This is a genomic window from Streptomyces sp. NPDC002845 (genome assembly GCF_053591955.1).
This window is the reverse complement of record NZ_JBSFUU010000095.1, coordinates 1-22,878: the sequence shown is the minus strand read 5'-3', so window position 1 is coordinate 22,878 and position 22,878 is coordinate 1. Positions and strand designations below refer to the sequence as shown.

Here is a 22,878-nt window from a genome sequence, read left to right as displayed (position 1 = left end):
GAAGCTACGGAGCTGTTGTCACGGGCCTGTGCGAGCCGGCCTGCGGGGAACGCTCGGCTGTCCGTCGGTTGTGTAACGGAAGTAGGAACGGGGTAAGGCGAGGGGCTGATTGGGGCGGTTATAGGGCGTTTTGTATCCACCCAACGGCGTTACGGAAGCCCGTGAACCTGTGAGGTGTCTGTACGTCAGCTCAGCGGCAGTCGGTACAGCCCCCCCGGCAGCGGCTCCACCAGACCGTCCGCCACGAGCCCGTCGAGGGCGCGCGCCCGCTGCACGGGCTCGTGCCACACCCGGTCCAACGCGGCCTGCGGTACGGGCCCGACGGCCTCCCGCAGTACGGCGAGAAGCTTGCCGCGGACCTGGCGGTCGGTACCGGCGTACGCCTGGCCGCGGCGCGCCGGCCCCTCGTGCGCCGGCTTCCCGGCCAGCCGCCACGCGCACTGCCCGGCGATCGGGCAGCGATGGCACGTCTCGTTCTTCGCCGTGCACACCAGCGCGCCCAACTCCATGGACGCCGCCGCCCAGCGGGACGCCGTCCGTTCGTCCTCCGGCAGCAGCGCGCGGGCGAGCTTGCGCTCGGCGGCCGTCGTGGCGTTCGGCGGATACTGCACCCCGGTCACCGCGCGCGCGAAGACCCGGCGCACGTTGGTGTCCAGCACCGCGTGCCGCTGGCCGTACGCGAAGGAGGCGACCGCGGCCGCCGTGTACTCCCCGATGCCCGGCAGCGCCAGCAGCTGCGCGTGGTCCGTCGGTACGTCTCCGCCGTGCCGTTCCGCTATGGCCACCGCGGCGCCGTGCAGCCGTAGCGCGCGGCGCGGATAGCCGAGCCGGCCCCAGGCGCGGACCGCCTCGCCCGGCGCTTCCTTGGCGAGGTCCGCGGGGCGGGGCCAGCGGGCCAGCCACTGCTCGTAGACCGGCAGTACGCGGTTGACCGGGGTCTGCTGCAGCATGAACTCGCTGACCATCACGCCCCAGGGGCCCGCGTCGGGGCGGCGCCAGGGGAGGTCGCGGGCGTGCGCGTCGAACCAGGCGATGACGGGGGTGTGCAGGAGGGCCCCCTGCGGGGGGCGGCTTTGGGTGTGTGTGGGTGCAGTCATGGCGTTGTCGATCCTGCCATGGCGCTCCGCTTGGTGCGGGGTGCGCCTCTTCGCCGTGGGGGTTCTTTTTGTGGGCGAGTGCGGCGTCGTGTGTGGCTGGTCGCGCCCGCGCGGCGGAGCCGCACAATGTCACAGCCCCGCGCCCCTTCGGGGCGCGTGGTGGGTCGGGGCCGCGCCGGTACGTCACGCCCGTCGCGTGTGGACAGACGGCCCGGAGGCGACAAGAGGGCGGGTTGGTCGAGCCCTCTGTACGCGACGGGCGTTGACGCACCGTCACGTCCCCTTCCGCCGTCGCGCGGGTGCGGGTGGTGAGGGGTGCGAACGGGACCGGGCCGTACCGGAGTTGGCGATCACGGACGGTGTACGACGAGGTCGTCCCGTCACGTAGTGCGACCGTTGGCTGTTCCGCGCTGTGAAGTTGGGGTTCGGGGCGGCGGGTGGGGCAAAGGATGCGGCGGATCTCTCGTACAGTTTGCGCCGTGGGATCTCTGCGCAATCCGGTCGGGCCGCTTCCCTCCTCCATCTACTGGCGACGGAGGGCCGTTCTGCTGACCACCCTCGGTCTGCTGGCACTGCTGATCATCTGGGTTGTCATCAGCGGTGGTGGAAACGGCAACAACAATGCGAACGGGTCCAACGACAAGAACCCGACCGCTTCCATCACTCCGGGACCGTCCGACTCCGGCTCCGAACCCCCGATCAGCGAGGCCCCCGGCGGACGCGACGAGTCCAGTGAGGGCGGCGACAGCTCCGGTTCGGATGCTGGATCCGGCGGAGGGGACGCCGGCGGCTCCGACAGCGGGTCGGCCAGTGGCGGTACCGGGGGTGCCGGCGGCACGGACGACGGTGAGGGTGGCGGTGCTGCCCCCGGCGAGCAGGTCCCGGCCGGGTCGAGCCTGCCCAACTGCACCGCGGGCACGGTCACTTTGTCGCTGCGGAGCATGAGCAACGAGTACGAGCCCGGCGAGAACCCCACACTCGAACTGATCGCCAACAACGCCTCCGGCACCTTCGACTGCAAGGTCGACCTCGGCCCGAAGACCGCCGTGGTGACGATCACCCAGTCGGGCAACGACGACGACTTCTGGTCCTCCGCCGACTGCCCCTCAGGTTCCGGCAGCCTCCTCTTCCGAGTCCCCGCCGGCGAACGCATCACCTACACGATCGAGTGGGACCGCAAGCCCAGCGCCCCCGAGTGCGCCACCCCTCCAGCGGGCGAGGCCCCGGCAGGCACCTACCTCGTGGAAGCCGAGTCCACAGGCTTCACCAAGGCCCAGGCCTCCTTCGTCCTGGCGAAGGACTGACGACCCGCACCCGCGCGACGGCGGAAGGGGACGTGACGGTGCGTCAACGCCCGTCGCGTACAGAGGGCTCGACCAACCCGCCCTCTTGTCGCCCCCGGGCCGTCTGTCCACACGCGACGGGCGTGACGTACCGGCGCGGCCCCGACCCACCACGCGCCCCGAAGGGGCGCGGGGCTGTGACATTGTGCGGCTCCGCCGCGCGGGCGCGACCAGCCACACACGACGCCGCACTCGCCCACAAAAAGAACCCCCACGGCGAAGAGGCACCCCCACCGCGCCGCAGGCTAGACGTACCTCTCCAAGATCGAGGACTCCGCCAACCGCGACAACCCTTCCCGCACACTCCGCGCCCGAGCCTCCCCAACCCCATCCACGGTCTGGAGATCATCCACACTCGCGGCAAGCAACTTCTGCAACCCCCCGAAGTGCTCCACCAACCGATCAATGATGGCCCCGGGCAACCTCGGCACCTTCGCCAACAGCCGGAACCCGCGGGGCGAAACCGCGGAGTCCATCCCCTCCGGCGACCCGGTATAGCCCAGCGCACGTGCCACGGTAGGGAGTTCGAGCAGCTCGGCATGGCTGAGCGCGTCGAGTTCGGACAGTGCCTGGTCGACCGTGCGGGATCGTTTGGCCGTGGGTTCGGGAACGTAGTCGCGGACCACAAGCGACCGCTCGGGCTCGACACCGGCGATCAACTCGTCGAGCTGCAGGGCGAGCAGCCGCCCGTCCGTGCCCAGCTCGACGACGTACTCGGCGATCTCGGTGGCGATGCGCCGGACCATCTCCAGCCGCTGGGCCACGGCCGAGACGTCCCGGACCGTCACGAGGTCCTCGATCTCCAGCGCTGACAACGTTCCCGCGACCTCGTCCAGGCGGAGCTTGTACCGCTCCAGGGTCGCGAGGGCCTGGTTCGCGCGGGACAGGATGGCGGCGGAGTCCTCCAGTACGCGCCGCTGTCCGTCGACGTACAGCGCGATGAGCCGCATGGACTGGGAGACGGAGACGACGGGGAACCCGACCTGCTTGCTCACCCGGTCGGCCGTACGGTGCCGGGTGCCGGTCTCCTCGGTGGGGATTGTCGGGTCGGGTACGAGCTGGACACCGGCTCGGAGAATCTTGGACAAATCGGAAGAAAGGACAATGCCTCCGTCGAGCTTGCACAGCTCGCGCAGCCGGGTCGCGGTGAACTCGACATCAAGGACAAAACCGCCCGTGCACAACGCTTCGACGGTCTTGTCGGAACCGAGCAGGATGAGTCCGCCGGTGTTGCCGCGCAGGACACGCTCAAGGCCGTCGCGCAGGGCGGTGCCGGGTGCCACAGCGCTCAGCGAGGCGCGCATCAGGCCATCGGTACCGGCACTCCCACCGGACTTTCCGGGAGCCGTTGCCCGGTCGTTGGCTGCCACTGCACTCCTCCGGTCGCAGGTTCTGGGGCGCTCCCGTTTCGCACCTGGGGTTCGTACGGACGGGCGAGACCAGGGCAAAGTCTACCGGCGGTCCTCCGCGTCCCGTGGGGCCTCTCGACGACGCGACCTCGGCAGCACGCGCAGGGCGTCGCCCATGTCGGCGACTTCCAGGACCTTCATGCCGGCCGGGATCTTTCCGGGATCGCCCGGTACGAGGGCGTGGGTGAAGCCGAGCCGGTGTGCTTCGGCGAGCCGACGCTGGACGCCCGTGACGCGTCTGACCTCCCCCGCGAGGCCCACTTCGCCGATCGCCACGAGGTTCTTGGGCAGGGGGGTGTCGCTCGCGGCGGAGGCCAGCGCCAGCGCGATCGCGAGGTCCGCTGCGGGCTCCGAGAGCTTCACGCCGCCGACCGTCGCCGAGTAGATGTCCCGCTTCCCGAGGGCGCTGATCCGGCCGCGCTGCTCCAGGACGGCGAGCATCATCGAGACGCGGGAGGTCTCCAGGCCGGACGTCGTACGGCGGGGGGAGGGGATCTGACTGTCCACGGTGAGCGCCTGGACCTCGGCCACCAGGGGGCGGCGGCCCTCCAGGGTGACCGTCAGACAGGTGCCGGGCACCGGCTCGTCACGGCGGGTCAGGAACAGGCCGCTGGGGTCGGTGAGGCCCGTGATGCCCTCGTCGTGCAGTTCGAAGCAGCCGACCTCGTCCGTGGTGCCGTAACGGTTCTTGACGCCCCGTACGAGGCGGAGGCGCGCGTGGCGGTCGCCCTCGAAGTGCAGGACCACGTCCACGAGGTGCTCCAGGAGGCGCGGGCCCGCGATCGCGCCGTCCTTGGTGACGTGGCCGACGAGGAGGGTGGACATGCCGCGTTCCTTGGAGGCGCGGATCAGGGCGCCGGTGACCTCGCGGACCTGGGCCATGCCGCCGGGGGCGCCGTCGATCTGAGGGGAGGCGACGGTCTGTACGGAGTCGAGGATCAGCAGGGACGGCTTGACCGCGTCCAAGTGGCCGAGCACGGCGGCGAGGTCGGTCTCCGCGGCCAGGTACAGGTGGTCGTGGAGGGCGTGGATGCGGTCGGCGCGCAGGCGGACCTGGCTCGCCGACTCCTCCCCGGTGACGTACAGCGTGCGGTGCTCGTCGCTGGCCGCCTTGGCCGCCACGTCCAGCAGGAGCGTGGACTTGCCGACGCCGGGCTCGCCCGCGAGGAGGGCGACCGCGCCGGGGACGAGGCCGCCGCCGAGGACGCGGTCCAGCTCGGGTACGCCGGTGGAGCGGGCGGTGGCCTGGCGGCCGTCGACCTGGCCGATGGGCACCGCGGACGTGGTCACGCGGCCCGGTGCCGTCGTACGGACCGCGGGCGTGCCGTACTCCTCGACCGTCCCCCATGCCTGGCACTCGGGGCAGCGGCCGAGCCACTTGGCCGTCTGCCAGCCGCACTCGGTGCAGCGGTAGGACGGACGGTCCTTGGTGGTCTTCGTACGGGCAGCCATGCACGAACCGTAACCGAGCCCACTGACACCGCGGGCCGCCCGTGGACAGAGCCGGACGGCACCGGGCATCAGTGACCGCTCTTACGAGCGGTCGTACGGCACGTGCGCGCGGCCCACCGTCAGTTCCGCCGGCCGGTACGGGATGTACGCCGCTCCGTCCGGGCCGAGTTCGAGCGCGGCCTTCTGGAGCGCGGCCGGTGTCGCCGAGACACCCCAGCGGCCGGTGCCGACACGGTGTTCGAGGGCACGCAGGGCGGCGACGGTCTCGGCGGTGGTGAAGGCGCAGTGGCCCTGGCGTTCGACGTACGCCTGCCGCAGCAGAGCCCCGTCGCCGGACGCGCGCACCCGGTCGGCGAACCGGTTCTCCTGCTCGACCGGCACGAGGTTGTCGGCGGTGGTGTGGATGTCGAGCAGCGGTACGGCCAGGCCCTGCCCGGCGGACGAGGTGCGCTCCGCCGTACGGACCGCCTCCGGGTCGGCGGTGATCGTGGCGCCCTCGGTGAGGATGCGCAGGTCGGCGCGCAGGTCCAGACCGGCCGACCTGTAGAGCGCCCGGACCTGGCGGGCGTGCGTCGAACCGGCCAGCACGCGCGCGTAGTCGACGCCACGGTTCCAGGAGTTGTTGCCGCCGACGGACTGTTCGATCTCGTACCGGCCGACCTCGATGAAGGACAGGATGCCCTGCGCGAACCACGCGTACTGCTGCTCCTGCTGCCCCGCCCAGTCGCCGGGGGCGGGCCGGTCCTGGCCGGGCGCCCACGCGGGCAGGTTGAGGAAGGCGGCGGCGAGCGCGATGCGGGCCCGGCCCTCGGGGGTCTCCTGGGCGGCGGTGACGGCGGCGGAGAGCTGCTGGGCGGTGGCGGCCGCCTCGGCCCGGGAGGCGAAGCCGACCAGCTTCACCGGCACGCCGGGCAGCAGCAGGCGGGCAATCGTGTACTCGGCGTCGAGCTGGTAGTTCTCCAGGTCGTTGGCGCCGGCCACCAGGCCGCACAGGCCGAGCCCGCCGTCGATGCCGCCGGCGCCGTCGCGGGCGAGCCGGGCGCCCACGAGGCCGCCCATGGACTGGCCCATGGAGAGGGTGAGTTCGGGTTCGCCGATCTTCGCCGTGACGGCGTCGAGCGTCGCCAACTGGTCGCGTTCGGCGCTCTCCAGACCCCACAGGGAGCCGTTCGGGTCGTACGAGGAGCCGGTGAGCGCGTAGCCCTCTTCGAGGAGGCGGAGGCGTACGTCCTCGGAGGGGGCGTTCTGGGCGGTGGTGATGCCGAAGCCGTGGCTGAACAGGATCAGGGTGCCGTTCCAGTCCTGAGGGACGTCGGCGATCCAGGTGGCGCCGTCGGCGAGGGTACCGGTGAGCCGCTCGGCGGACGCGGCGTCCGCCGGGGGAGCGGCGCCGGCCGCGCTTCCGGCGGTCAGCGAGAGGGTGAGGGCGGTGGCCAGGGCGACGAGGGCGCGGGCGCCGAGACGGCGTTGTGTGCGGGGGCGTAAGGCCATGGCCCCGGAATGTAGGGCGTATTTCTCGTGGCCGTCAACAGAATGCACAACGTGATAATGAAATGGTCCGTAATCCCCTGTTCCGGCCAGGACCCGTAGGGAACCGGTCGCGGAACCAGGGGCTCCTGTCCCCTTATGAGGGATCGTTTCACCCGTACGGATTAAAAGTGCTCAAGGGGGGAGAAGGGGCCACCGGAGGACGCCTACGGTCGCACGGGTGATGAGCAGCAGTCCGGAAACCTCCACCCGCGCCACCGGCGTACACCGGGCGCGTGGCGACGCGCGCAAGCGTGGGGCCGCGCCGCGTGGCGCGCACACCCGCACCCTGGTCCAGCGCCCGCCCGCGCGCTACGAGCCCTATCTGGACGGCCTGTTCACCTACTGCCTGTCCGTCCTGTGCGACCACGACGCGGCCACCGCGGCCCTGGGCGATGTCCTCGTGGTCGCCGACCGCCGCCGGGGCCCCGAGTCCGCGGACGACCGCCGGGCCTGGCTGTACGCCCTCGCCCGCTGGGCCTGTCTGCGCAAGCTCGTCGAGGCCCGGCGCAGGCGCCAGGCGACCCACGCGGCCGGTCGCCGCCCGGCCCCCAAAGAGGGCGGCCCCGACGAGGGCGATAAACAGGCGCACAAGGCCGCCGACCGCCGCGCCGCCCAGGCCCTCGGCGCATCCCCCGCCGCCGAGGAGGTCCAGGCGCGGCGCCGGCGCGAACTCGCCCTGCTGGCCTGGCCGGAGGCCGCCGGTACGACACCGGAGCAGCGCGAGGCCCTCGAACTGGCCGTACGCCACCAGCTCGGCGCCCACGAGGTCGCCGCCGTGCTCGGCATGGACCTCCCCTCCACCCGCGAACTGCTCGCCTCCGCCGCCTGCGAGGTGGAGCGCACCCGCGCCGCCCTCGCCGTCGTGGAGACCGGCACCTGCCCGAGCGTCGCCCGGCTCACCGGCGACCATCAGCTCGTCCTCAGCGCCGGCGTCCGCCGCGAACTGGTCCGGCACGTGGACGACTGCCCCCGCTGCCGCCGCACCGCCGAGCGCGCCATCCCGGGGCTGTGGCCCGGCACCAGCGTCACGCCCGCCGCGCTCCCCGTCCTCGAAGCCCCGCGCGGGGCCCTGCACATCGCCATGGCGCACACCCCACGCGCGCGGGGCAACGCTCCGCGCTTCGACCGGCGCGGATTCCCGATGGACCCCAAGGACCACGCCGCCCGAAGAGACCGCCTACGCGCGCGTGCCGTCACGACGACCGTCGTCGCCACCGTCGTCGCCGCCCCCGTGCTCGCCCTCTGGGCCGCCTACCGGGGTGCCCCCCTGACCGGCGAGGGCGTCGAAGGCCGCTCGGCCACCGCCAGCGAGGCCCAGGACCCCGACGCCCTCGGCGACCAGGACACCCCCGGCTACGAGAACGCCGGGAACGCCAGCACCAGGCCAGAAGGCCCGTTCAGCAGGAAACGCAAGCACGACTCCGACGTCTCCGTCGAGGTCATCAGCACCCCCGGCCGGGGCGCCGGACAACTCGACGTGACCGCCGCACACAACGGCGACACCACCCTCATCACCCTCACCGCGTCCGGCGGTTCCTCCCTCCACTGGGCCGCGCGCACCGGCGCCGGCTGGCTCTACTTCAGCCAGTCCTCGGGAACCCTGCGCCCCGGCGAATCGTTGACGATCAAGGTGTACGTCGACCATCTGCGCGAGCCCTCCGGGTACTGGGACGCGCGGGTGTCGATCACACCCACCGGAACCACCGTCACCATCGAGGGGTACGGCACCGCCCCCGCGCCCTCCGCCCCGGGACCGCGCCCGCACCCCACACCGCCCGACACGCGCCCCCGGCCCACACAGCCCACCCCGAGCGACCCCGGCAACCCGCCCCCGACCGCCGAGCCCCCGCCCAGCACCCCGCCGCCGTCCGCCGACCCGCCCCCGAGCACACCGCCTCCCACGGAGCCGACCCCCTCGGCCCCCGAGGGCTCGACGCCACCGCCCGGCGACAGCGGCGACCCGAGCCTGTCGTCGTAGCAGGCCGGTCGCGCCCACCACGACAGAACCGTTTCGGCCCGTAGAACTGCTTCAGTCCGTAGAACTACTTCAGTCCGTCGGATCGGCCGGATGCGGTGCCACCAGCGGCAGCCCCGCCGCGAGCCGTTCCTCGCACAACTCGACGAGGCGGTCGTACCCCGCCTTGCCCATCAGCTCAGTCAGCTCGGCCCGGTACGACACGTACACCGGCTCGCCCGCGCCGTGCGCCGAGGTCGCCGACGTGCACCACCAGTGCAGATCGTGGCCGCCCGGACCCCAGCCCCGGCGGTCGTACTCACCGATCGACACCTGGAGCACCCGCGTGTCATCGGGCCGGTCGATCCAGTCGTACGTCCGCCGCACCGGAAGCTGCCAGCAGACGTCCGGCTTGGTCTCCAGCGGCTCGCGGTCCTCCCTCAGGGCCAGGATGTGCAGCGAGCAGCCCGCGCCGCCCGCGAAACCGGGCCGGTTCTGGAAGATGCACGAACCCTGGTACGGACGGGTCTGCCGCTCACCGTCCTCGTCCTGAGAGATCCAGCCGGTCTCCATGCCCACGTCGTGGAACTGCCAGAGCTCCGGCGTGAGCCTCGCCACATGCTCGGCCACCCGCTTCTCGTCGTCCTCGTCCGAGAAGTGCGCCCCCAGCGTGCAGCAGCCGTCGTCGGCGCGGCCCGCCTGGATGCCCTGGCAGCCGCTGCCGAAGACGCAGTTCCAGCGGGAGGTCAGCCAGGTCAGATCGCAGCGGAAGACCTGCTCGTCGTCCGCCGGATCCGGGAACTCCACCCACGCCCGCGCGAAGTCGAGCCCCTTCTCGTCCGGCGAGCCGGACCCCGGGGCGCCCTTCTTCACCTTCTTGACCTTGGCGGACACTGCCGACTTGTCGGCCTTTGCCTTTTTCGTCTTTGGCACCCGTCCAGGGTAAGGCGCCGAAGCCCGCACCGACGACGGAGGACGGCCCCGCTGGCAGTAGCGTTCCGTCCATGAGACTCGGTGTCCTCGACGTGGGATCGAACACGGTGCATCTGCTGGTGGTGGACGCACACCCGGGAGCGCGCCCCCTGCCCGCGCACTCGCACAAGGCGGACCTGCGCCTTGCCCAACTCCTCGACGAGGCCGGAGCCATCGGCCCCGAAGGGGTCGACAAATTGATCGCGGTCGTCCGGGACGCCCTGGAGGCCGCCGAGGACAAGGGCGTCGAGGACGTGCTGCCCTTCGCCACCTCCGCGGTCCGCGAGGCCGGCAACGCCGACGACGTCCTCGCGCGCGTGAAGGCCGAAACGGGCGTCGAACTCCAGGTCCTCACCGGCGAGGAGGAGGCCCGCCTGACCTTCCTCGCCGCCCGCCGCTGGTTCGGCTGGTCGGCCGGGAAGCTGCTGGTCCTCGACATCGGCGGCGGCTCCCTGGAGATCGCGTACGGCATCGACGAGGAACCCGACGCCGCCGTCTCCCTCCCCCTCGGCGCCGGCCGCCTCACCGCCGGCTGGCTCCCCGGCGACCCGCCCGACCCGGACGCCGCCCGCGCCCTGCGCCGCCATGTACGGGCCCAGATCGCCCGTACGGTCGGCGAGTTCAGCCGCTTCGGCGCCCCCGACCACGTCGTCGCCACCTCCAAGACCTTCAAACAGCTCGCCCGCATCGGCGGCGCCGCCCGCTCCGCCGAGGGCCTCTACGTCCAGCGCGAACTGAAACGGGAGTCCCTGGAGGCCTGGGTCCCCCAGCTCGCCGGCATGACCACCGCCGAGCGCGCGGAACTCCCGGGCGTCTCCGAGGGCCGCGCGGAGCAGCTCCTCGCGGGCGCGCTGGTGGCGGAGGGCGCGATGGACCTGTTCGGGGTGGAGACCTTGGAGATCTGTCCGTGGGCACTCCGGGAGGGCGTAATCCTCAGGCGCCTGGACCACATGCCGAGCGCCCCGTAGGGGCACAGGGCTGTGACATACGCGGCTCCGCCGCGTGGGCGCGACCAGCCCCATACAAGCCGCACGCGCCCACACCCAAAACCTCCCACGGCGAATAGGCACCCCAACGAACCCCCGCCCGACAACCACCCCCGGCCAAAGCCCCACCACCCCCGCCCACCACCCGACCGCACCCCGTAACCTGTCCCTCGTGGTGGAACCAGTCCGCATCCCGGATGCGAAGGTCGCCCTGTCGACGGCCTCCGTCTACCCGGAGTCGACGGCGACGGCCTTCGAGATCGCCGCGCGCCTCGGGTACGACGGCGTCGAGGTCATGGTGTGGACCGACCCGGTCAGCCAGGACATCGAGGCGCTGCGCAGGCTCAGCGACTACCACCGGATCCCGATCCTCGCCGTACACGCCCCCTGCCTGCTGATCACCCAGCGGGTATGGTCCACCGACCCCTGGACCAAGCTCCAGCGCGCCCAGGCGGCCGCCGAGAAGCTGGACGCCACCACCGTCGTCGTGCACCCCCCGTTCCGCTGGCAGCGCCAGTACGCGCGCGACTTCGTCGCCGGGATCTGGCGGATGGCGAACGAGACGGACGTACGGTTCGCTGTCGAAAACATGTACCCCTGGCGATACCGCGACCGCGAGATGCTGGCGTACGCCCCCGACTGGGACGTGACGAAGGACGATTACCGGCACTTCACGATCGACCTCAGCCATGCCTCGACCGCCCGCACGGACGCCCTGCAGATGGTGGACCGCATGGGCGACCGGCTCGGCCACGTGCACCTCGCCGACGGCCGGGGCTCCGCGAAGGACGAGCACCTCGTCCCGGGCCGGGGCAACCAGCCCTGCGCCGAGCTGCTGGAACGGCTCGCCCTGACCGGGTTCGACGGGCACGTCGTCATCGAGGTCAACACCCGCCGCGCGATGTCCGGCGCCGAGCGCGAGGCCGACCTGGCGGAGGCCCTCGCGTTCACCCGGCTGCACCTCGCCTCGGCGGTGCGGGTGCCCCGGCCGTGACCGCACCGAGCCCCGCCCCCCGCCGCCGGGGACGGCCCTCCCGTACGGAGAGCGCGGACGCCCCCGCCACCCGCGACCTCATCCTCGAAGCCGCCCGCGAGGAGTTCTCCGAGCGCGGCTACGACAAGACCTCCGTACGCGGCATCGCCAAGGCCGCCGGGGTCGACTCGGCTCTCGTGCACCACTACTTCGGCACCAAGGAGCAGGTCTTCGAGGCGGCCGTCGAGGTGGCGTTCGCGCCCGCCCTGAAGGTGCGGGACGCGGTCGCCGAGGGCCCTCTCGACACCGTGGGCGAGAGCATGACCCGCGTCATCCTCGGCCTCTGGGAGAACCCGGCGACCCGTACACCACTCCTCGCGATCGTCCGTTCCGCCGTGAACAACGAGACCGCGGCCGCCGTCTTCCGCCGCCTCATCGCCTCCCAGCTCCTGCGCCGCATCGCCGGACGGCTCGACGCCCCGGACGCGGAGCTGCGCGTCGAACTCGCGGCCGCCCAGCTCGTGGGCATCGCGATGATCCGCTACGTCATCAAGATCGAGCCCCTGGCCTCGGCGGACGTGGAGCAGATCATCACGCGCGTGGCACCCGTCGTACAGGGACATCTGACGAACCCCTGAGCGCACGCTCGCCCCGTACTCGTACGGATGGCCGCTGACCGAGATGTACGTCCCGTATCCCGGACGAGGTGTCCGGGTGCTGGAGCACCGGCGTACGCTCGACACAATCAGAACCCTCTGAAGGAGCGAGCGACGATGCCCGAGCTGAGGTCCCGCACAGTCACCCACGGCCGCAACATGGCGGGCGCCCGCGCCCTTATGCGGGCCTCCGGTGTACCCGGTGCGGACATCGGCCGCAAGCCGATCATCGCGGTCGCCAACAGCTTCACGGAGTTCGTGCCGGGCCACACCCACCTCGCGCCGGTCGGCCGGATCGTCAGCGAGGCGATCGTCGAGGCCGGCGGCATCCCGCGCGAGTTCAACACGATCGCCGTGGACGACGGCATCGCGATGGGCCACGGCGGAATGCTGTACTCCCTGCCCTCCCGCGACCTGATCGCGGACAGCGTCGAGTACATGGTCGAGGCCCACTGCGCCGACGCCCTGATCTGCATCTCCAACTGCGACAAGATCACCCCGGGCATGCTGATGGCGGCCCTCCGCCTGAACATCCCCACGGTCTTCGTCTCCGGCGGCCCGATGGAGTCCGGCCGGGCCACCCTGGTCGACGGCACGGTGCGTACGCTCGACCTGGTCGACGCGATCTCCGACGCCGTGAACGACAAGATCTCCGACGAGGACATCCTCCGTATCGAGGAGAACGCCTGTCCGACCTGTGGCTCCTGCTCCGGCATGTTCACCGCCAACTCGATGAACTGCCTGACCGAGGCGATCGGCCTGTCCCTCCCCGGCAACGGCTCGGTGCTCGCCACCCACACGGCCCGCCGGGCGCTGTACGAGGACGCCGCCCGCACGGTCATGGACATCACCCGCCGCTACTACGAGCAGGACGACGACACGGTCCTGCCGCTCAACATCGCCTCCTTCGCGGCCTTCGAGAACGCGATGGCGCTGGACATCGCGATGGGCGGCTCCACGAACACGATCCTGCACCTGCTGGCCGCGGCCCAGGAGGCGGGCGTCCCGTTCGGCCTGACCGAGATCGACGCGGTCTCGCGCCGGGTCCCCTGCCTGGCGAAGGTCGCGCCGAACGTGGCCAAGAACCGCACGTACTACATGGAGGACGTGCACCGCGCCGGCGGCATCCCCGCCCTCCTCGGCGAACTCCACCGCGCGGGCCTGCTCAACGAGGATGTCCACTCGGTCCACAGCCCGTCCCTCGCCGACTGGCTGAAGACCTGGGACGTGCGCGGCGGCTCCCCGTCCCCGGAGGCGGTGGAACTGTGGCACGCGGCCCCGGGCTGCGTCCGCTCCGCCGAGGCATTCTCCCAGTCCGAGCGCTGGGAGGCCCTGGACGACGACGCCGAGAACGGCTGCATCCGCAGCGCCGAGCACGCGTACTCGAAGGACGGCGGCCTGGCGGTCCTGAGGGGCAACCTCGCGGTCGACGGCTGCGTGGTGAAGACCGCGGGCGTCGACGAGTCGATCTGGACCTTCGAGGGCCCGGCGGTCGTCTGCGAGTCGCAGGAAGAGGCAGTCGAGAAGATCCTCACCAAGCGCATCACCGACGGCGACGTCGTCGTCATCCGCTACGAGGGCCCCAAGGGCGGCCCCGGCATGCAGGAGATGCTCTACCCGACCTCGTACCTCAAGGGCCGCGGCCTCGGCAAGACCTGCGCCCTCATCACCGACGGCCGCTTCTCCGGCGGCACCTCCGGCCTCTCCATCGGCCACGCCTCCCCGGAGGCCGCGTCCGGCGGCACCATCGCCCTCGTCCAGGACGGCGACCGCATCCGCATCGACATCCCGAACCGCTCGATCGAGCTACTGGTCGACGACTCCGAGCTGGCGTCCCGCCGCGAGGCCCTGAACGGCGCCTACGCCCCCGCCTCCCGCGACCGCAAGGTCTCCGCCGCCCTGCGCGCCTACGCCGCGATGGCGACCAGCGCGGACAAGGGCGCGGTGCGGGACGTGAGCAAGCTGGGCTGAGCCCGAAGAAGGAGGGGCCGCTCTCTCCAGAGAGAGCGGCCCCTCCTTCCTTGCCCCAGTCAGATCGTCTACGTCAGATCGTGTACGTCAGGTTGTCTACGCCCTCCAGCCGAACGGGTCACGCCCGTCCACCCCGAACACGGTCCCGTCCGGTGCGCTCGTGCAGACCCGGTCGCCGACGATCACGGGGTCGGGCAGCGCGGCCACGACCCGGTCCGAGTTGGTGCCGAGCCGGGGCGAGGTCTGCCCGAGGAGCTTCCCCTTGCGGGCGTCCACGCCGAGCAGCCGGCCGTCGGGGGCGGTGAAGTAGACGTGCGTGCCGTCGGTGACGGGCGCGGAACCCCGGAGCACGGCTGTCTCCAGGCGCCACCGCTCCTCCCGGGCGTCCAGGTCGACGGCCATCAGGGTGCCGCCGGAGGCCATCAGGAAGACCTGGTCCCCCAGCACGGTGGCGCGGGCCTGTTCGAGCCGGACCGGCAGGGACACCCGGAACGACGCCTCGGTCTCCGGGTCGTAGTGAACGACAGCGGCCGTGTCGCCGTAAACGCTGTCCACCAGGGCGAGAACGAGGGCGCCGCCGTCGCTGCCGACCGGTCGCAGGGTGCCCTCCAGCAGCGCGTCCCACCGCACGTCCCCCGTGTCCGGATCGACCGCGGTGACGCGCGTGCCCGACCCGTCGTCGGCGGGGCTCGCCGCGTACGCCAGCCGGTCACCGCCGAACGACGTGAAGGACGGCAGGGGCTGGCCCGGTATCCGGTGCTCCCACCTCGTGTCACCCGACGCGCCGTCCACGCCGGTGACCGTCCCGTCCAGCCCGGTGAGCAGGAGCATGCCCCCCGCATGTTGCACGGCACGATAGGCGGACGTGTCCAGATCCCACCGGGAGTCGCCCGTGGCGGGGTCGAGCGCCTCCATACGTCTGCCCTGGTCTGTCAGTACGTGAACCAGCCCGCCCGACAACACGGGCGGCACATCGGCGACATCGCTCTCGGCCACGGTGTGCCGCCACAGGACCCTGCCGTCGTCCGGGTCGAGGGCCGAGACCAGCCCCGGCTGCGCGCAGAGCAACTTCCCCGCCCCGTACGAGCACTGAGGTGTGCCGTCGCCCTTGGAACCGACCGTGGTCTCCCACGCGTCGTGCCCGGCGGCCGGCGCGGACCGCACGCCGCCGCCCCGGGGCGTACCCCCGCCACTGTCACCGCCGACCAGCTGAACGGAGGCGAACGCCCCACCCGCAAGCAGGACGATCGCCCCGGCCACAAGAACCATCCGCCTGCGAAGCCGCTTCCCGGCCCGACCCCCCTCCGAGAACTCCGACTCCGCCTTCTCCTCCCGCCGCACCACCGGGTCGTCCTCCCGCTGCGCGGGAATGAAAACCTGGGTGTCGTACGAGGCCGCCACGGACCGCAGTTCGCGCATCAGCTCGTCCGGAGTGGGCCGGTCCTCGGGCTCCTTGGCGAGACAGCGCAGGACGAGCGGCGCGAGGTTCTCCGGCACTCCGGTCAGGTCGGGCTCGTCGTGCACGACCTGATACGCGACGACGTACGGACTGTCCGAGTCGAAGGGACCGCGCCCGGTCGCCGCGTGCACCAGCACGGAACCCAGCGCGAAGATGTCGGCGGCGGGTCCCACCTCCCTCGGCCGCCGGAACTGCTCGGGCGCCATGAACGGCGGCGTACCGATCAACTTGCCGGTCTCGGTCCGCAGTTCGCTGTCCCGTGGCCGGGATATGCCGAAGTCGATGACCTTCGGGCCGTCCTCGGCGAGCAGCACATTGCTCGGCTTCAGATCCCGGTGGACGACTCCCACCCGGTGGATGTCACGCAGCGCCTCAGCCAGCCCCGCCATCAGCCGGCGCAACTGAGCCGGCGCCATCGGCCCGTTCCGCTTCACCTGCTCCGCGAGCGTGGGCCCCGGGATGAACAGCGTGGCCATCCACGGCCGTTCGCCCTCCGGGTCGGCGTCGACGACGGGTGCGGTGAACGCCCCGCTCACCCTTCGCGCGGCAGCCACCTCCTGCCGGAAGCGCCCCCTGAACTCGGGGTCCTTCGCGAACTCGGCATGCACCACCTTGACGGCCAGCCGCAGCCCCGAGGTCGAACTGGCCAGATGCACCACGCCCATGCCACCCGAGCCCAGCCGCGACTCCAGACGGTACTGACCGGCGTACTCGGGAAGTTCCGCTTCCGAATCCGCCCCGCTGTTCCGCTGTGACGCCATGGACCCACCCCCGTGCTGTTCGTTCGCACGCGCGACGCTCGGAGCCTAGTCGATGACCTGCACAAGACCGAGGCGGCCTGCTGGCCCCCACGTGCGATGAACGCACATGTGTGCATGGCGCATTTCGGGGGTATCAACGGGACCCCATGGCAGTCATGGGGATCAACGGGGGAGGTTTTGTGATGAGTGTTGACCGCATAGAAGAGACCGAGAGCGGCGACGAGCCGACGACGGCGGCCCTGCGCTACTACCCGATAGCCCCAGGAGTCCGCCTCAACGTCCGCTCCGGTCCCAGCACCACCTACCCCGTCGTCCGCGTCCTCCCCGAGGGCGCCCGCGTCCCGATCTACTGCCAACGCCCGGGCCAGACCATCACCGGCCCCTACGGCACGACAAAGATCTGGGACAACATCGGCGACGGCGAGTACGTCTCGGACGCCTACGTCTACACAGGCAGCGACGGCTACGTGGCCCCGCGCTGCTCCTGAAGACACCCGCACCCGCACGACGGCGGAAGGGGCCGCGCCGGTACGTCAACGCCCGTCGCATACAGAGGGCTCGACCAACAGCCCCCTCACCACCCCCGGGCCGTCTGTCCACACGCGACGGGCGTGACGTACCGGCGCGGCCCCGACCCACCACGCGCCCCGAAGGGGCGCGGGGCTGTGACATTGTGCGGCTCCGCCGCGCGGGCGCGACCGGCCGCAACAAAACCGGCACCCACCCACAAAGAGACCCCTATGGCGAATAGACCCCCCACCGCGCCGCAGGCACCCCGCGCTCACTCCTTCAACACCGCCGCAGCCCAGTACGCCAAGAACCGCCCCTCCTACCCACCCGAACTCCTCACCACGCTCGAACACCTGGCAGCCCGCCCCCTCACCGGCGCCCGAACCATCGACGTAGGCGCCGGCACAGGCATCGCGACCACCCTCCTCCACCACCACGGCGCAAACGTCCTAAGCGACCCCGGGGAAGTGCAGGCACGCACTCTCGCCGCACCGGCCAAAGGTCCAAGTAGCTCCGCTACGAGGACCTTCGTCCGGCACGCCGAGAGCACGCACCGAACGACGCGGGAACGCACCCGCACTTCCCCGGACCCGCTAGCCGTCGACCCCGGCGACGGCATGACCGCTCAGTTCCGCCAGACCCTCCCCACCGTCCCGATCGTCCGAGGCGACGGCAACGCCCTGCCGCTCGCCGACACCTCCGCCGACTTCATCACCTACGCCCAGTCCTGGCACTGGACCGACCCCACCCGCTCAACGCCGGAGGCGCTCCGCGTACTGCGCCCGGGCGGCGCCCTCGCCCTGTGGTGGAACACGGACGCCCTCGACGTCCCCTGGATCGCCGAGGCCGCCACCCGCATCCATCGCTTCCTCGGCGTGGACGCAGCGGCCGAGAAGAACTGCAGCGGCGCCCAGGCCGCGCTCGCGGACACCGCCGGCCAACTGGACTTCACCCGCCGCCAGATCCGCTGGAGCCGCCGCGTCCCCCTGGACACCCACCTCGCCAATATCGCCAGCCACTCGGCCTTCTTGGTCCTCGGCGAGGAGAACACCAGCACCTTCTTCACCGAGGAGCGGAACCACCTGCTGACGCTCTTCCCCGACGGGTTCATAGAGGAGGTCTACGACGTGGACCTGCTGGTGGCCATACGCCCCTGACCCCATCCCCACCCTCGGCCCCCCCCCGGCAACGCACCCAGCAGCTTCGGCAACAGCAGAAACGCGGCGTTGCCGGTCGCCCGCACCACGTGCCATTTTGACATGCTCATGAAAATTGCTCGGCTCCGACGCGGTCTTGCCGCCGGCCGGCACCACCGCCTCCCGTACGGGCGCGAGCTCGCACCTCGCGTGCACAAGCACCCCGGCCGGCGCGGCCACCGGAATCACCCCGAGCACCCCGCACGCGGCGTTCCCTGCCCCTGCGCCCCCATTCGCCGCGCCCGTGGCGCCCTCCGCGCTTGACGCCGACACCCCCACAGGGGCAATAATCATCACATGATGAATATCTCGGCAACGCCCCCCAGCCCCCCTCCCGACCACTCGGACGCCCCCACCGTCCGAGCCCAGGGCCTCACAGTCGTGCGAGGCCCCCGTACGGTCCTCCGGGACCTCGACTTCGCCGTTCCACCCGGCCAGATCACCGGCCTCCTCGGCCCCTCGGGCTGCGGGAAGTCCACGTTGATGCGCGCGATCGTCGGCACCCAGGCCAAGGTCACCGGCACGCTGGAAGTCCTCGGCCGCCCCGCCGGCGACGCCACGCTCCGCGCCCGCATCGGCTACGTCACCCAGGCCCCGTCCGTCTACGACGACCTGACGATCCGCCAGAACCTGGACTACTTCGCGGCGATCCTCGCCCCGGGCCGCGCCGCCGCCGAACGCCGCCACGAGAACGTGACCCGGGCCATCGACGACGTCGACCTCACCTCCCACGCCGACGCCCTCGCGGGCAACCTCTCCGGCGGCCAGCGCAGCCGCGTCTCCCTCGCGGTGGCACTCCTGGGCACCCCCGAACTCCTGGTCCTCGACGAACCGACCGTCGGCCTCGACCCGGTCCTCCGCCGCGACCTGTGGAGCCTCTTCCACGACATCGCGGCCGAACGCGGCGCAACGCTCCTGATCTCCTCCCACGTCATGGACGAGGCCGAGCGCTGCCACCGCCTCCTCCTCATGCGCGAGGGCGAGATCCTCGCCGACGACACCCCGGACGCCCTGCGCACCCGTACCGGCTCGGAGACCGTCGAGGCCGCCTTCCTGCGCCTGGTCGACGAGGCGATCGCAGCAGGCGCGGCACGAAAGGAGAGCGTCCGATGAACACGAAGAACACCACGAATACGACGACCCCCACACCCACCGCCCCGCCCCGCCCCAGCGCGATCAACTACTCCCGAACGACGGCGACGGCGGCCCGGGTCCTGCGCCAGCTGGCCCACGACCCCCGCACGATCGCGCTCATGCTCCTCGTCCCGTGCGTGATGCTGCTCCTGCTTCGCTACGTCTTCGACGGCAGCCCGCGCACCTTCGACAACATCGGCGCATCGCTCCTGGGCATCTTCCCCCTCATCACGATGTTCCTGGTGACATCGATCGCCACACTCCGCGAACGAACCTCGGGCACCCTCGAACGCCTCCTGGCCATGCCCTTGGGCAAAGCCGACCTCATCGCCGGCTACGCCCTGGCCTTCGGCGTCCTGGCGATCATCCAGTCCTCCCTGGCCACGGCCCTGGCCCTCTGGTTCCTCGACCTGGACGTAACGGGCTCCCCCTGGCTCCTGCTGGTCGTAGCCCTCCTGGACGCCCTGCTCGGCACCGCCCTGGGCCTCTTCGTCTCGGCCTTCGCCGCCTCCGAATTCCAGGCGGTCCAGTTCATGCCGGCCGTGATCTTCCCCCAACTCCTGCTCTGCGGCCTCTTCACCCCCCGCGAGAACATGCACCCCGTCCTGGAGGCCATCTCCAACGTCCTCCCCATGTCCTACGCCGTCGACGGCATGAACGAGGTCCTCCGTCACACGGACATGACCGCCACCTTCCTCCGCGACATCCTGATCGTCGCGGGCTGTGCCCTCCTGGTCCTCACCCTGGGCGCGGCAACCCTCCGCCGCCGAACGACATAGCCGCAGGCCGGATGGCCAGAGGGGCGAAACACCCCTCACCCCACCCCCAGCCGAACCAACCAATCAACCGCCCAACCCACCGCCCAACCCACCGTCCGCCCATCGGACACCCCACCCCACCCCCACCACCCCGGTGCGAGGATGACCCCAGGACGACGAACCCCCGGAGGGCACCCGCAGCCATGACCCAGAAAGTCGCAGTCCTCGGCACCGGAAAGATCGGCGAAGCCCTGCTCAGCGGAATGATCCGAGCCGGCTGGGCCCCGGCAGACCTCCTGGTCACCGCCCGCCGCCCGGAACGAGCCGAAGAACTCCGCACCCGCTACGGAGTCACCCCGGTCACCAACCCCGAGGCCGCCAAGACCGCCGACACGCTCATCCTCACGGTCAAGCCGCAGGACATGGGCGCCCTCCTCGACGAACTCGCCCCGCACGTCCCCGCCGACCGCCTGGTCATCAGCGGAGCCGCCGGCATCACCACCTCCTTCATCGAGGACCGCCTCGCCCAGGGCACCCCTGTCGTCCGCGTCATGACGAACACCCCCGCCCTCGTCGACGAGGCCATGTCCGTCATCTCCGCCGGCAGCCACGCCGGCGAAGCCGACCTCGCCCACGCCGAGGAGATCTTCGGCGGCGTGGGCAAGACCCTCCGCGTCCCCGAGTCCCAGCAGGATGCCTGCACCGCCCTCTCCGGCTCGGGCCCGGCGTACTTCTTCTACCTGGTCGAAGCCATGACCGACGCGGGCATCCTCCTCGGCCTGCCCCGGGACAAGGCCCACGACCTGATCGTCCAGTCGGCGATCGGCGCGGCGACGATGCTCCGGGACAGCGGCGAACACCCGGTCAGGCTCCGCGAGAACGTCACCTCCCCCGCAGGCACCACGATCAACGCCATCCGCGAACTCGAGAACCACGGCGTACGAGCCGCCCTCATCGCAGCCCTCGAAGCCGCCCGTGACCGCAGCCGCGCACTGGCCTCCGGCAACAACAGCTGAGCGCTCTCACCGCCGGGGACAGGACCCCGCTCGTCCCGTCCCCGGCTCCTCAAGCAGTGCAGACCCGCCCGCCCGCATCAGCCGTCACACCTCACGCATCACGCATCACGCCGACGGCAACAACCCGATCGCCCGATACGCCGCGTCCACTCTCGGCCGCGCCATCTCTCTGGCCTTCTCCGCACCCCTCCGCAACACCCCCTCCACGTACGCAGGATCAGCGCACAACTCCTTGTGCCTCTCCTGTACGGGCCTGAGGAACTCGACCACAGCCTCGGCGGTGTCCTTCTTCAAAGCGCCGTACGACTCATATACACCGCTCAGCTCCTCGGGGTTCCCACCCTCACAGGCCGCGAGAATCTCCAGCAGATTCGAGACCCCCGGCCGCCCCTCCCGGTCGTACACGACGTCCCGTCCGCTGTCGGTCACGGCCCGCATGACCTTCTTCCGCACCGCGTCCGGCTCATCGAGCAGATAGACGACCCCCGGCCCGACATCGTCGCTCTTCCCCATCTTCGACCTCGGCTCCTGCAGATTCATGACCCGAGCCGCCACCTTCGGATGGGTCGCCCGCGGCACCACAAAGGTCTGCCCGTACCGCTGGTTGAACCGCACCGCCAGATCCCGCGTCAGCTCCACATGCTGCGCCTGGTCGTCCCCCACCGGCACCTCATCGCTCCCGTACGCCAGGATGTCCGCCGCCATCAGCACGGGATACGTCAACAGCGACAGCCGCACACCCCCACCCGACCGCCCCCGCTCCCGCGCCGCCTTCTCCTTGTACTGGATCATCCGCCGCATCTCCCCGTCGGTGGCCACGCACTCCAGCACATACGACAACCGCGCGTGCTCATCCACATGACTCTGTACGAAGACCGTGCACAGCTCCGGATCCAGCCCCGACGCCAGCAACAACGTCGCCGCCTGCCGACTGAGCCTGCGCACCCGCGCCGGATCGTGGTCCACGGTCAGCGCATGCAGATCGACGATGCAGAACAGCGCATCGGTCCGGTGCTGATCGACCTCGGCCCACCGCCGTACGGCTCCCAGGTAGTTCCCCAGCGTCAGATGCCCTGTCGGCTTGACCCCACTGAAGACCCGCGTCATCCCTCTCCACCTCCCGGTCAGGACCGCCGCTGCCCGCCGGCCGCCCCTCCTGGAGGGAGATACGAGAACGGCCGCCGAAGCGGCGGCCGTTGAGCGCATACGTGAACCCGGCCGCCGTCAGGCGGCCCACCACTGCTGGGTACACGCACGCGTAGTCACAAGAACCAGGCTACGCCTCCGGGGCGCCCCTCGACACGAAGTTGACACACCCCGACCCGGTCCGTACTGTTCTCCGAGTTGTCCGACGTGAGCGCCGACTCCGGTCGGTCCCCGGACAGCCATTCCGCAGTACCACCCAAGAATCGGCGATCTTCCGTCGTCGTGCCATTGGCATGCGTATTTGCGAAATGAGGAATCCGCGTTCGAAAGGGCGCAGCCCCCGATTAGGTCGGGAGCCAGGAATCCGCTAAAGTCTCACTCGTCGGAACGGCCCAACGGCCGGGAAAGCAAACCCCGCTGACTGGGGATCAGGTCGAGAAAAGATCTGATAGAGTCGGATACGCAAGACCGGAGGGAAGCGCCCGGAGGAAAGCCGCGAGAGTGAGTCTCTCGGGTGAGTACGAAGGAAGCGTTCGTTCCTTGAGAACTCAACAG

The 22,878-nt window shown here is 71.1% G+C and carries 18 protein-coding genes; 11 read left to right on the top strand and 7 right to left on the bottom strand.

Features of this window, described 5'->3' with window-relative positions; genetic code table 11:
- Positions 1 to 185: 185 nt before the first annotated feature.
- Entirely contained in the window at positions 186 to 1,097 is a 912-nt protein-coding gene (locus tag ACWD3C_RS41365) for an A/G-specific adenine glycosylase (protein ID WP_451152674.1), read from the bottom strand.
- 479 nt (positions 1,098 to 1,576) lie between these two features.
- Between ACWD3C_RS41365 and ACWD3C_RS41360 the strand changes: the two genes are divergently transcribed.
- A complete protein-coding gene (locus ACWD3C_RS41360) occupies positions 1,577 to 2,401 on the top strand; it encodes a hypothetical protein (RefSeq protein WP_451152672.1) in 825 nt (274 codons plus the stop codon).
- A gap of 284 nt (positions 2,402 to 2,685) precedes the next feature.
- Here ACWD3C_RS41360 and disA read toward each other — a convergent pair whose 3' ends face one another.
- From disA to ACWD3C_RS41345, 3 genes are all read right to left on the bottom strand, one after another.
- Positions 2,686 to 3,810 (bottom strand): DNA integrity scanning diadenylate cyclase DisA, encoded by a 1,125-nt coding sequence (gene disA, locus ACWD3C_RS41355; protein WP_451152670.1) that lies wholly within the window; start codon positions 3,808 to 3,810, stop codon positions 2,686 to 2,688.
- An 81-nt stretch (positions 3,811 to 3,891) separates the two neighbouring features.
- Positions 3,892 to 5,301, bottom strand: coding sequence for a DNA repair protein RadA (gene radA / locus ACWD3C_RS41350; RefSeq protein ID WP_451152668.1), 1,410 nt, complete (start codon positions 5,299 to 5,301; stop codon positions 3,892 to 3,894).
- Positions 5,302 to 5,382: 81 nt separating this feature from the next.
- Positions 5,383 to 6,792, bottom strand: a complete 1,410-nt coding sequence (locus tag ACWD3C_RS41345; RefSeq protein WP_451152666.1) for an alpha/beta hydrolase — start codon at positions 6,790 to 6,792, stop codon at positions 5,383 to 5,385.
- 217 nt (positions 6,793 to 7,009) lie between these two features.
- Here ACWD3C_RS41345 and ACWD3C_RS41340 point away from each other — a divergent pair, with 217 nt between their 5' ends.
- Positions 7,010 to 8,809, top strand: coding sequence for a BACON domain-containing protein (locus tag ACWD3C_RS41340; protein WP_451152664.1), 1,800 nt, complete (start codon positions 7,010 to 7,012; stop codon positions 8,807 to 8,809).
- A gap of 69 nt (positions 8,810 to 8,878) precedes the next feature.
- On the opposite strand, the gene ACWD3C_RS41335 is transcribed toward ACWD3C_RS41340, so the two are convergent.
- On the bottom strand, positions 8,879 to 9,718 hold the full coding sequence (locus ACWD3C_RS41335; RefSeq protein ID WP_451152662.1) for a hypothetical protein: 840 nt from the start codon (positions 9,716 to 9,718) through the stop codon (positions 8,879 to 8,881).
- A gap of 71 nt (positions 9,719 to 9,789) precedes the next feature.
- Here ACWD3C_RS41335 and ACWD3C_RS41330 point away from each other — a divergent pair, with 71 nt between their 5' ends.
- From ACWD3C_RS41330 to ilvD, 4 genes are all read left to right on the top strand, one after another.
- A complete protein-coding gene (locus ACWD3C_RS41330; protein WP_451152660.1) occupies positions 9,790 to 10,725 on the top strand; it encodes a Ppx/GppA phosphatase family protein in 936 nt (311 codons plus the stop codon).
- 190 nt (positions 10,726 to 10,915) lie between these two features.
- Positions 10,916 to 11,737: a sugar phosphate isomerase/epimerase family protein gene (locus tag ACWD3C_RS41325; RefSeq protein WP_451152658.1), complete on the top strand. Its 822-nt coding sequence runs from the start codon at positions 10,916 to 10,918 to the stop codon at positions 11,735 to 11,737.
- Positions 11,734 to 12,354 carry a TetR/AcrR family transcriptional regulator gene (locus ACWD3C_RS41320; protein WP_451152656.1) on the top strand — a complete coding sequence of 207 codons (621 nt, stop codon included), beginning with the start codon at positions 11,734 to 11,736 and terminating at the stop codon, positions 12,352 to 12,354. The genes ACWD3C_RS41325 and ACWD3C_RS41320 overlap by 4 nt, the downstream gene beginning before the upstream one ends.
- 135 nt (positions 12,355 to 12,489) lie before the next feature.
- A complete protein-coding gene (gene ilvD / locus ACWD3C_RS41315) occupies positions 12,490 to 14,343 on the top strand; it encodes a dihydroxy-acid dehydratase (protein ID WP_451152654.1) in 1,854 nt (617 codons plus the stop codon).
- A gap of 96 nt (positions 14,344 to 14,439) precedes the next feature.
- On the opposite strand, the gene ACWD3C_RS41310 is transcribed toward ilvD, so the two are convergent.
- The gene (locus ACWD3C_RS41310; RefSeq protein WP_451152652.1) at positions 14,440 to 16,563 is read right to left on the bottom strand and encodes a serine/threonine-protein kinase; all 2,124 of its coding nucleotides are present in this window, start codon (positions 16,561 to 16,563) and stop codon (positions 14,440 to 14,442) included.
- Between the two features lie 182 nt (positions 16,564 to 16,745).
- Between ACWD3C_RS41310 and ACWD3C_RS41305 the strand changes: the two genes are divergently transcribed.
- The 5 genes from ACWD3C_RS41305 to proC all read left to right on the top strand — a co-directional run bounded on the left by ACWD3C_RS41305 (position 16,746) and on the right by proC (position 21,177).
- Positions 16,746 to 17,051 (top strand): SH3 domain-containing protein, encoded by a 306-nt coding sequence (locus ACWD3C_RS41305; RefSeq protein ID WP_451152650.1) that lies wholly within the window; start codon positions 16,746 to 16,748, stop codon positions 17,049 to 17,051.
- A gap of 252 nt (positions 17,052 to 17,303) precedes the next feature.
- Positions 17,304 to 18,230, top strand: a complete 927-nt coding sequence (locus tag ACWD3C_RS41300; protein WP_451152648.1) for a class I SAM-dependent methyltransferase — start codon at positions 17,304 to 17,306, stop codon at positions 18,228 to 18,230.
- Between the two features lie 336 nt (positions 18,231 to 18,566).
- Positions 18,567 to 19,382 (top strand): ABC transporter ATP-binding protein, encoded by an 816-nt coding sequence (locus ACWD3C_RS41295; protein ID WP_451152646.1) that lies wholly within the window; start codon positions 18,567 to 18,569, stop codon positions 19,380 to 19,382.
- The gene (locus tag ACWD3C_RS41290; protein ID WP_451152644.1) at positions 19,379 to 20,182 is read left to right on the top strand and encodes an ABC transporter permease; all 804 of its coding nucleotides are present in this window, start codon (positions 19,379 to 19,381) and stop codon (positions 20,180 to 20,182) included. Before ACWD3C_RS41295 ends, ACWD3C_RS41290 begins: the two co-directional genes overlap by 4 nt.
- A 182-nt stretch (positions 20,183 to 20,364) precedes the next feature.
- Complete coding sequence (proC, locus tag ACWD3C_RS41285) at positions 20,365 to 21,177, top strand: pyrroline-5-carboxylate reductase (RefSeq protein WP_451152642.1); 813 nt, start codon at positions 20,365 to 20,367, stop codon at positions 21,175 to 21,177.
- 105 nt (positions 21,178 to 21,282) lie between these two features.
- Here proC and trpS read toward each other — a convergent pair whose 3' ends face one another.
- A complete protein-coding gene (gene trpS / locus ACWD3C_RS41280; RefSeq protein WP_451152640.1) occupies positions 21,283 to 22,284 on the bottom strand; it encodes a tryptophan--tRNA ligase in 1,002 nt (333 codons plus the stop codon).
- Between the last annotated feature and the right edge of the window lie 594 nt (positions 22,285 to 22,878).

Excerpts from the sequence above, each read along its gene's own strand:
- ACWD3C_RS41295 (WP_451152646.1), top strand. The coding sequence starts at position 18,567 with ATGATGAATATCTCGGCAACGCCCCCCAGCCCCCCTCCCGACCACTCG.
- ilvD (WP_451152654.1), top strand. The coding sequence starts at position 12,490 with ATGCCCGAGCTGAGGTCCCGCACAGTCACCCACGGCCGCAACATGGCG.
- proC (WP_451152642.1), top strand. The coding sequence starts at position 20,365 with ATGACCCAGAAAGTCGCAGTCCTCGGCACCGGAAAGATCGGCGAAGCC.
- ACWD3C_RS41305 (WP_451152650.1), top strand. The coding sequence starts at position 16,746 with ATGAGTGTTGACCGCATAGAAGAGACCGAGAGCGGCGACGAGCCGACG.
- ACWD3C_RS41365 (WP_451152674.1), bottom strand. The coding sequence starts at position 1,097 with ATGACTGCACCCACACACACCCAAAGCCGCCCCCCGCAGGGGGCCCTC.
- trpS (WP_451152640.1), bottom strand. The coding sequence starts at position 22,284 with ATGACGCGGGTCTTCAGTGGGGTCAAGCCGACAGGGCATCTGACGCTG.
- ACWD3C_RS41310 (WP_451152652.1), bottom strand. The coding sequence starts at position 16,563 with ATGGCGTCACAGCGGAACAGCGGGGCGGATTCGGAAGCGGAACTTCCC.
- ACWD3C_RS41330 (WP_451152660.1), top strand. The coding sequence starts at position 9,790 with ATGAGACTCGGTGTCCTCGACGTGGGATCGAACACGGTGCATCTGCTG.
- ACWD3C_RS41290 (WP_451152644.1), top strand. The coding sequence starts at position 19,379 with ATGAACACGAAGAACACCACGAATACGACGACCCCCACACCCACCGCC.
- radA (WP_451152668.1), bottom strand. The coding sequence starts at position 5,301 with ATGGCTGCCCGTACGAAGACCACCAAGGACCGTCCGTCCTACCGCTGC.
- ACWD3C_RS41300 (WP_451152648.1), top strand. The coding sequence starts at position 17,304 with ATGGCGAATAGACCCCCCACCGCGCCGCAGGCACCCCGCGCTCACTCC.
- ACWD3C_RS41345 (WP_451152666.1), bottom strand. The coding sequence starts at position 6,792 with ATGGCCTTACGCCCCCGCACACAACGCCGTCTCGGCGCCCGCGCCCTC.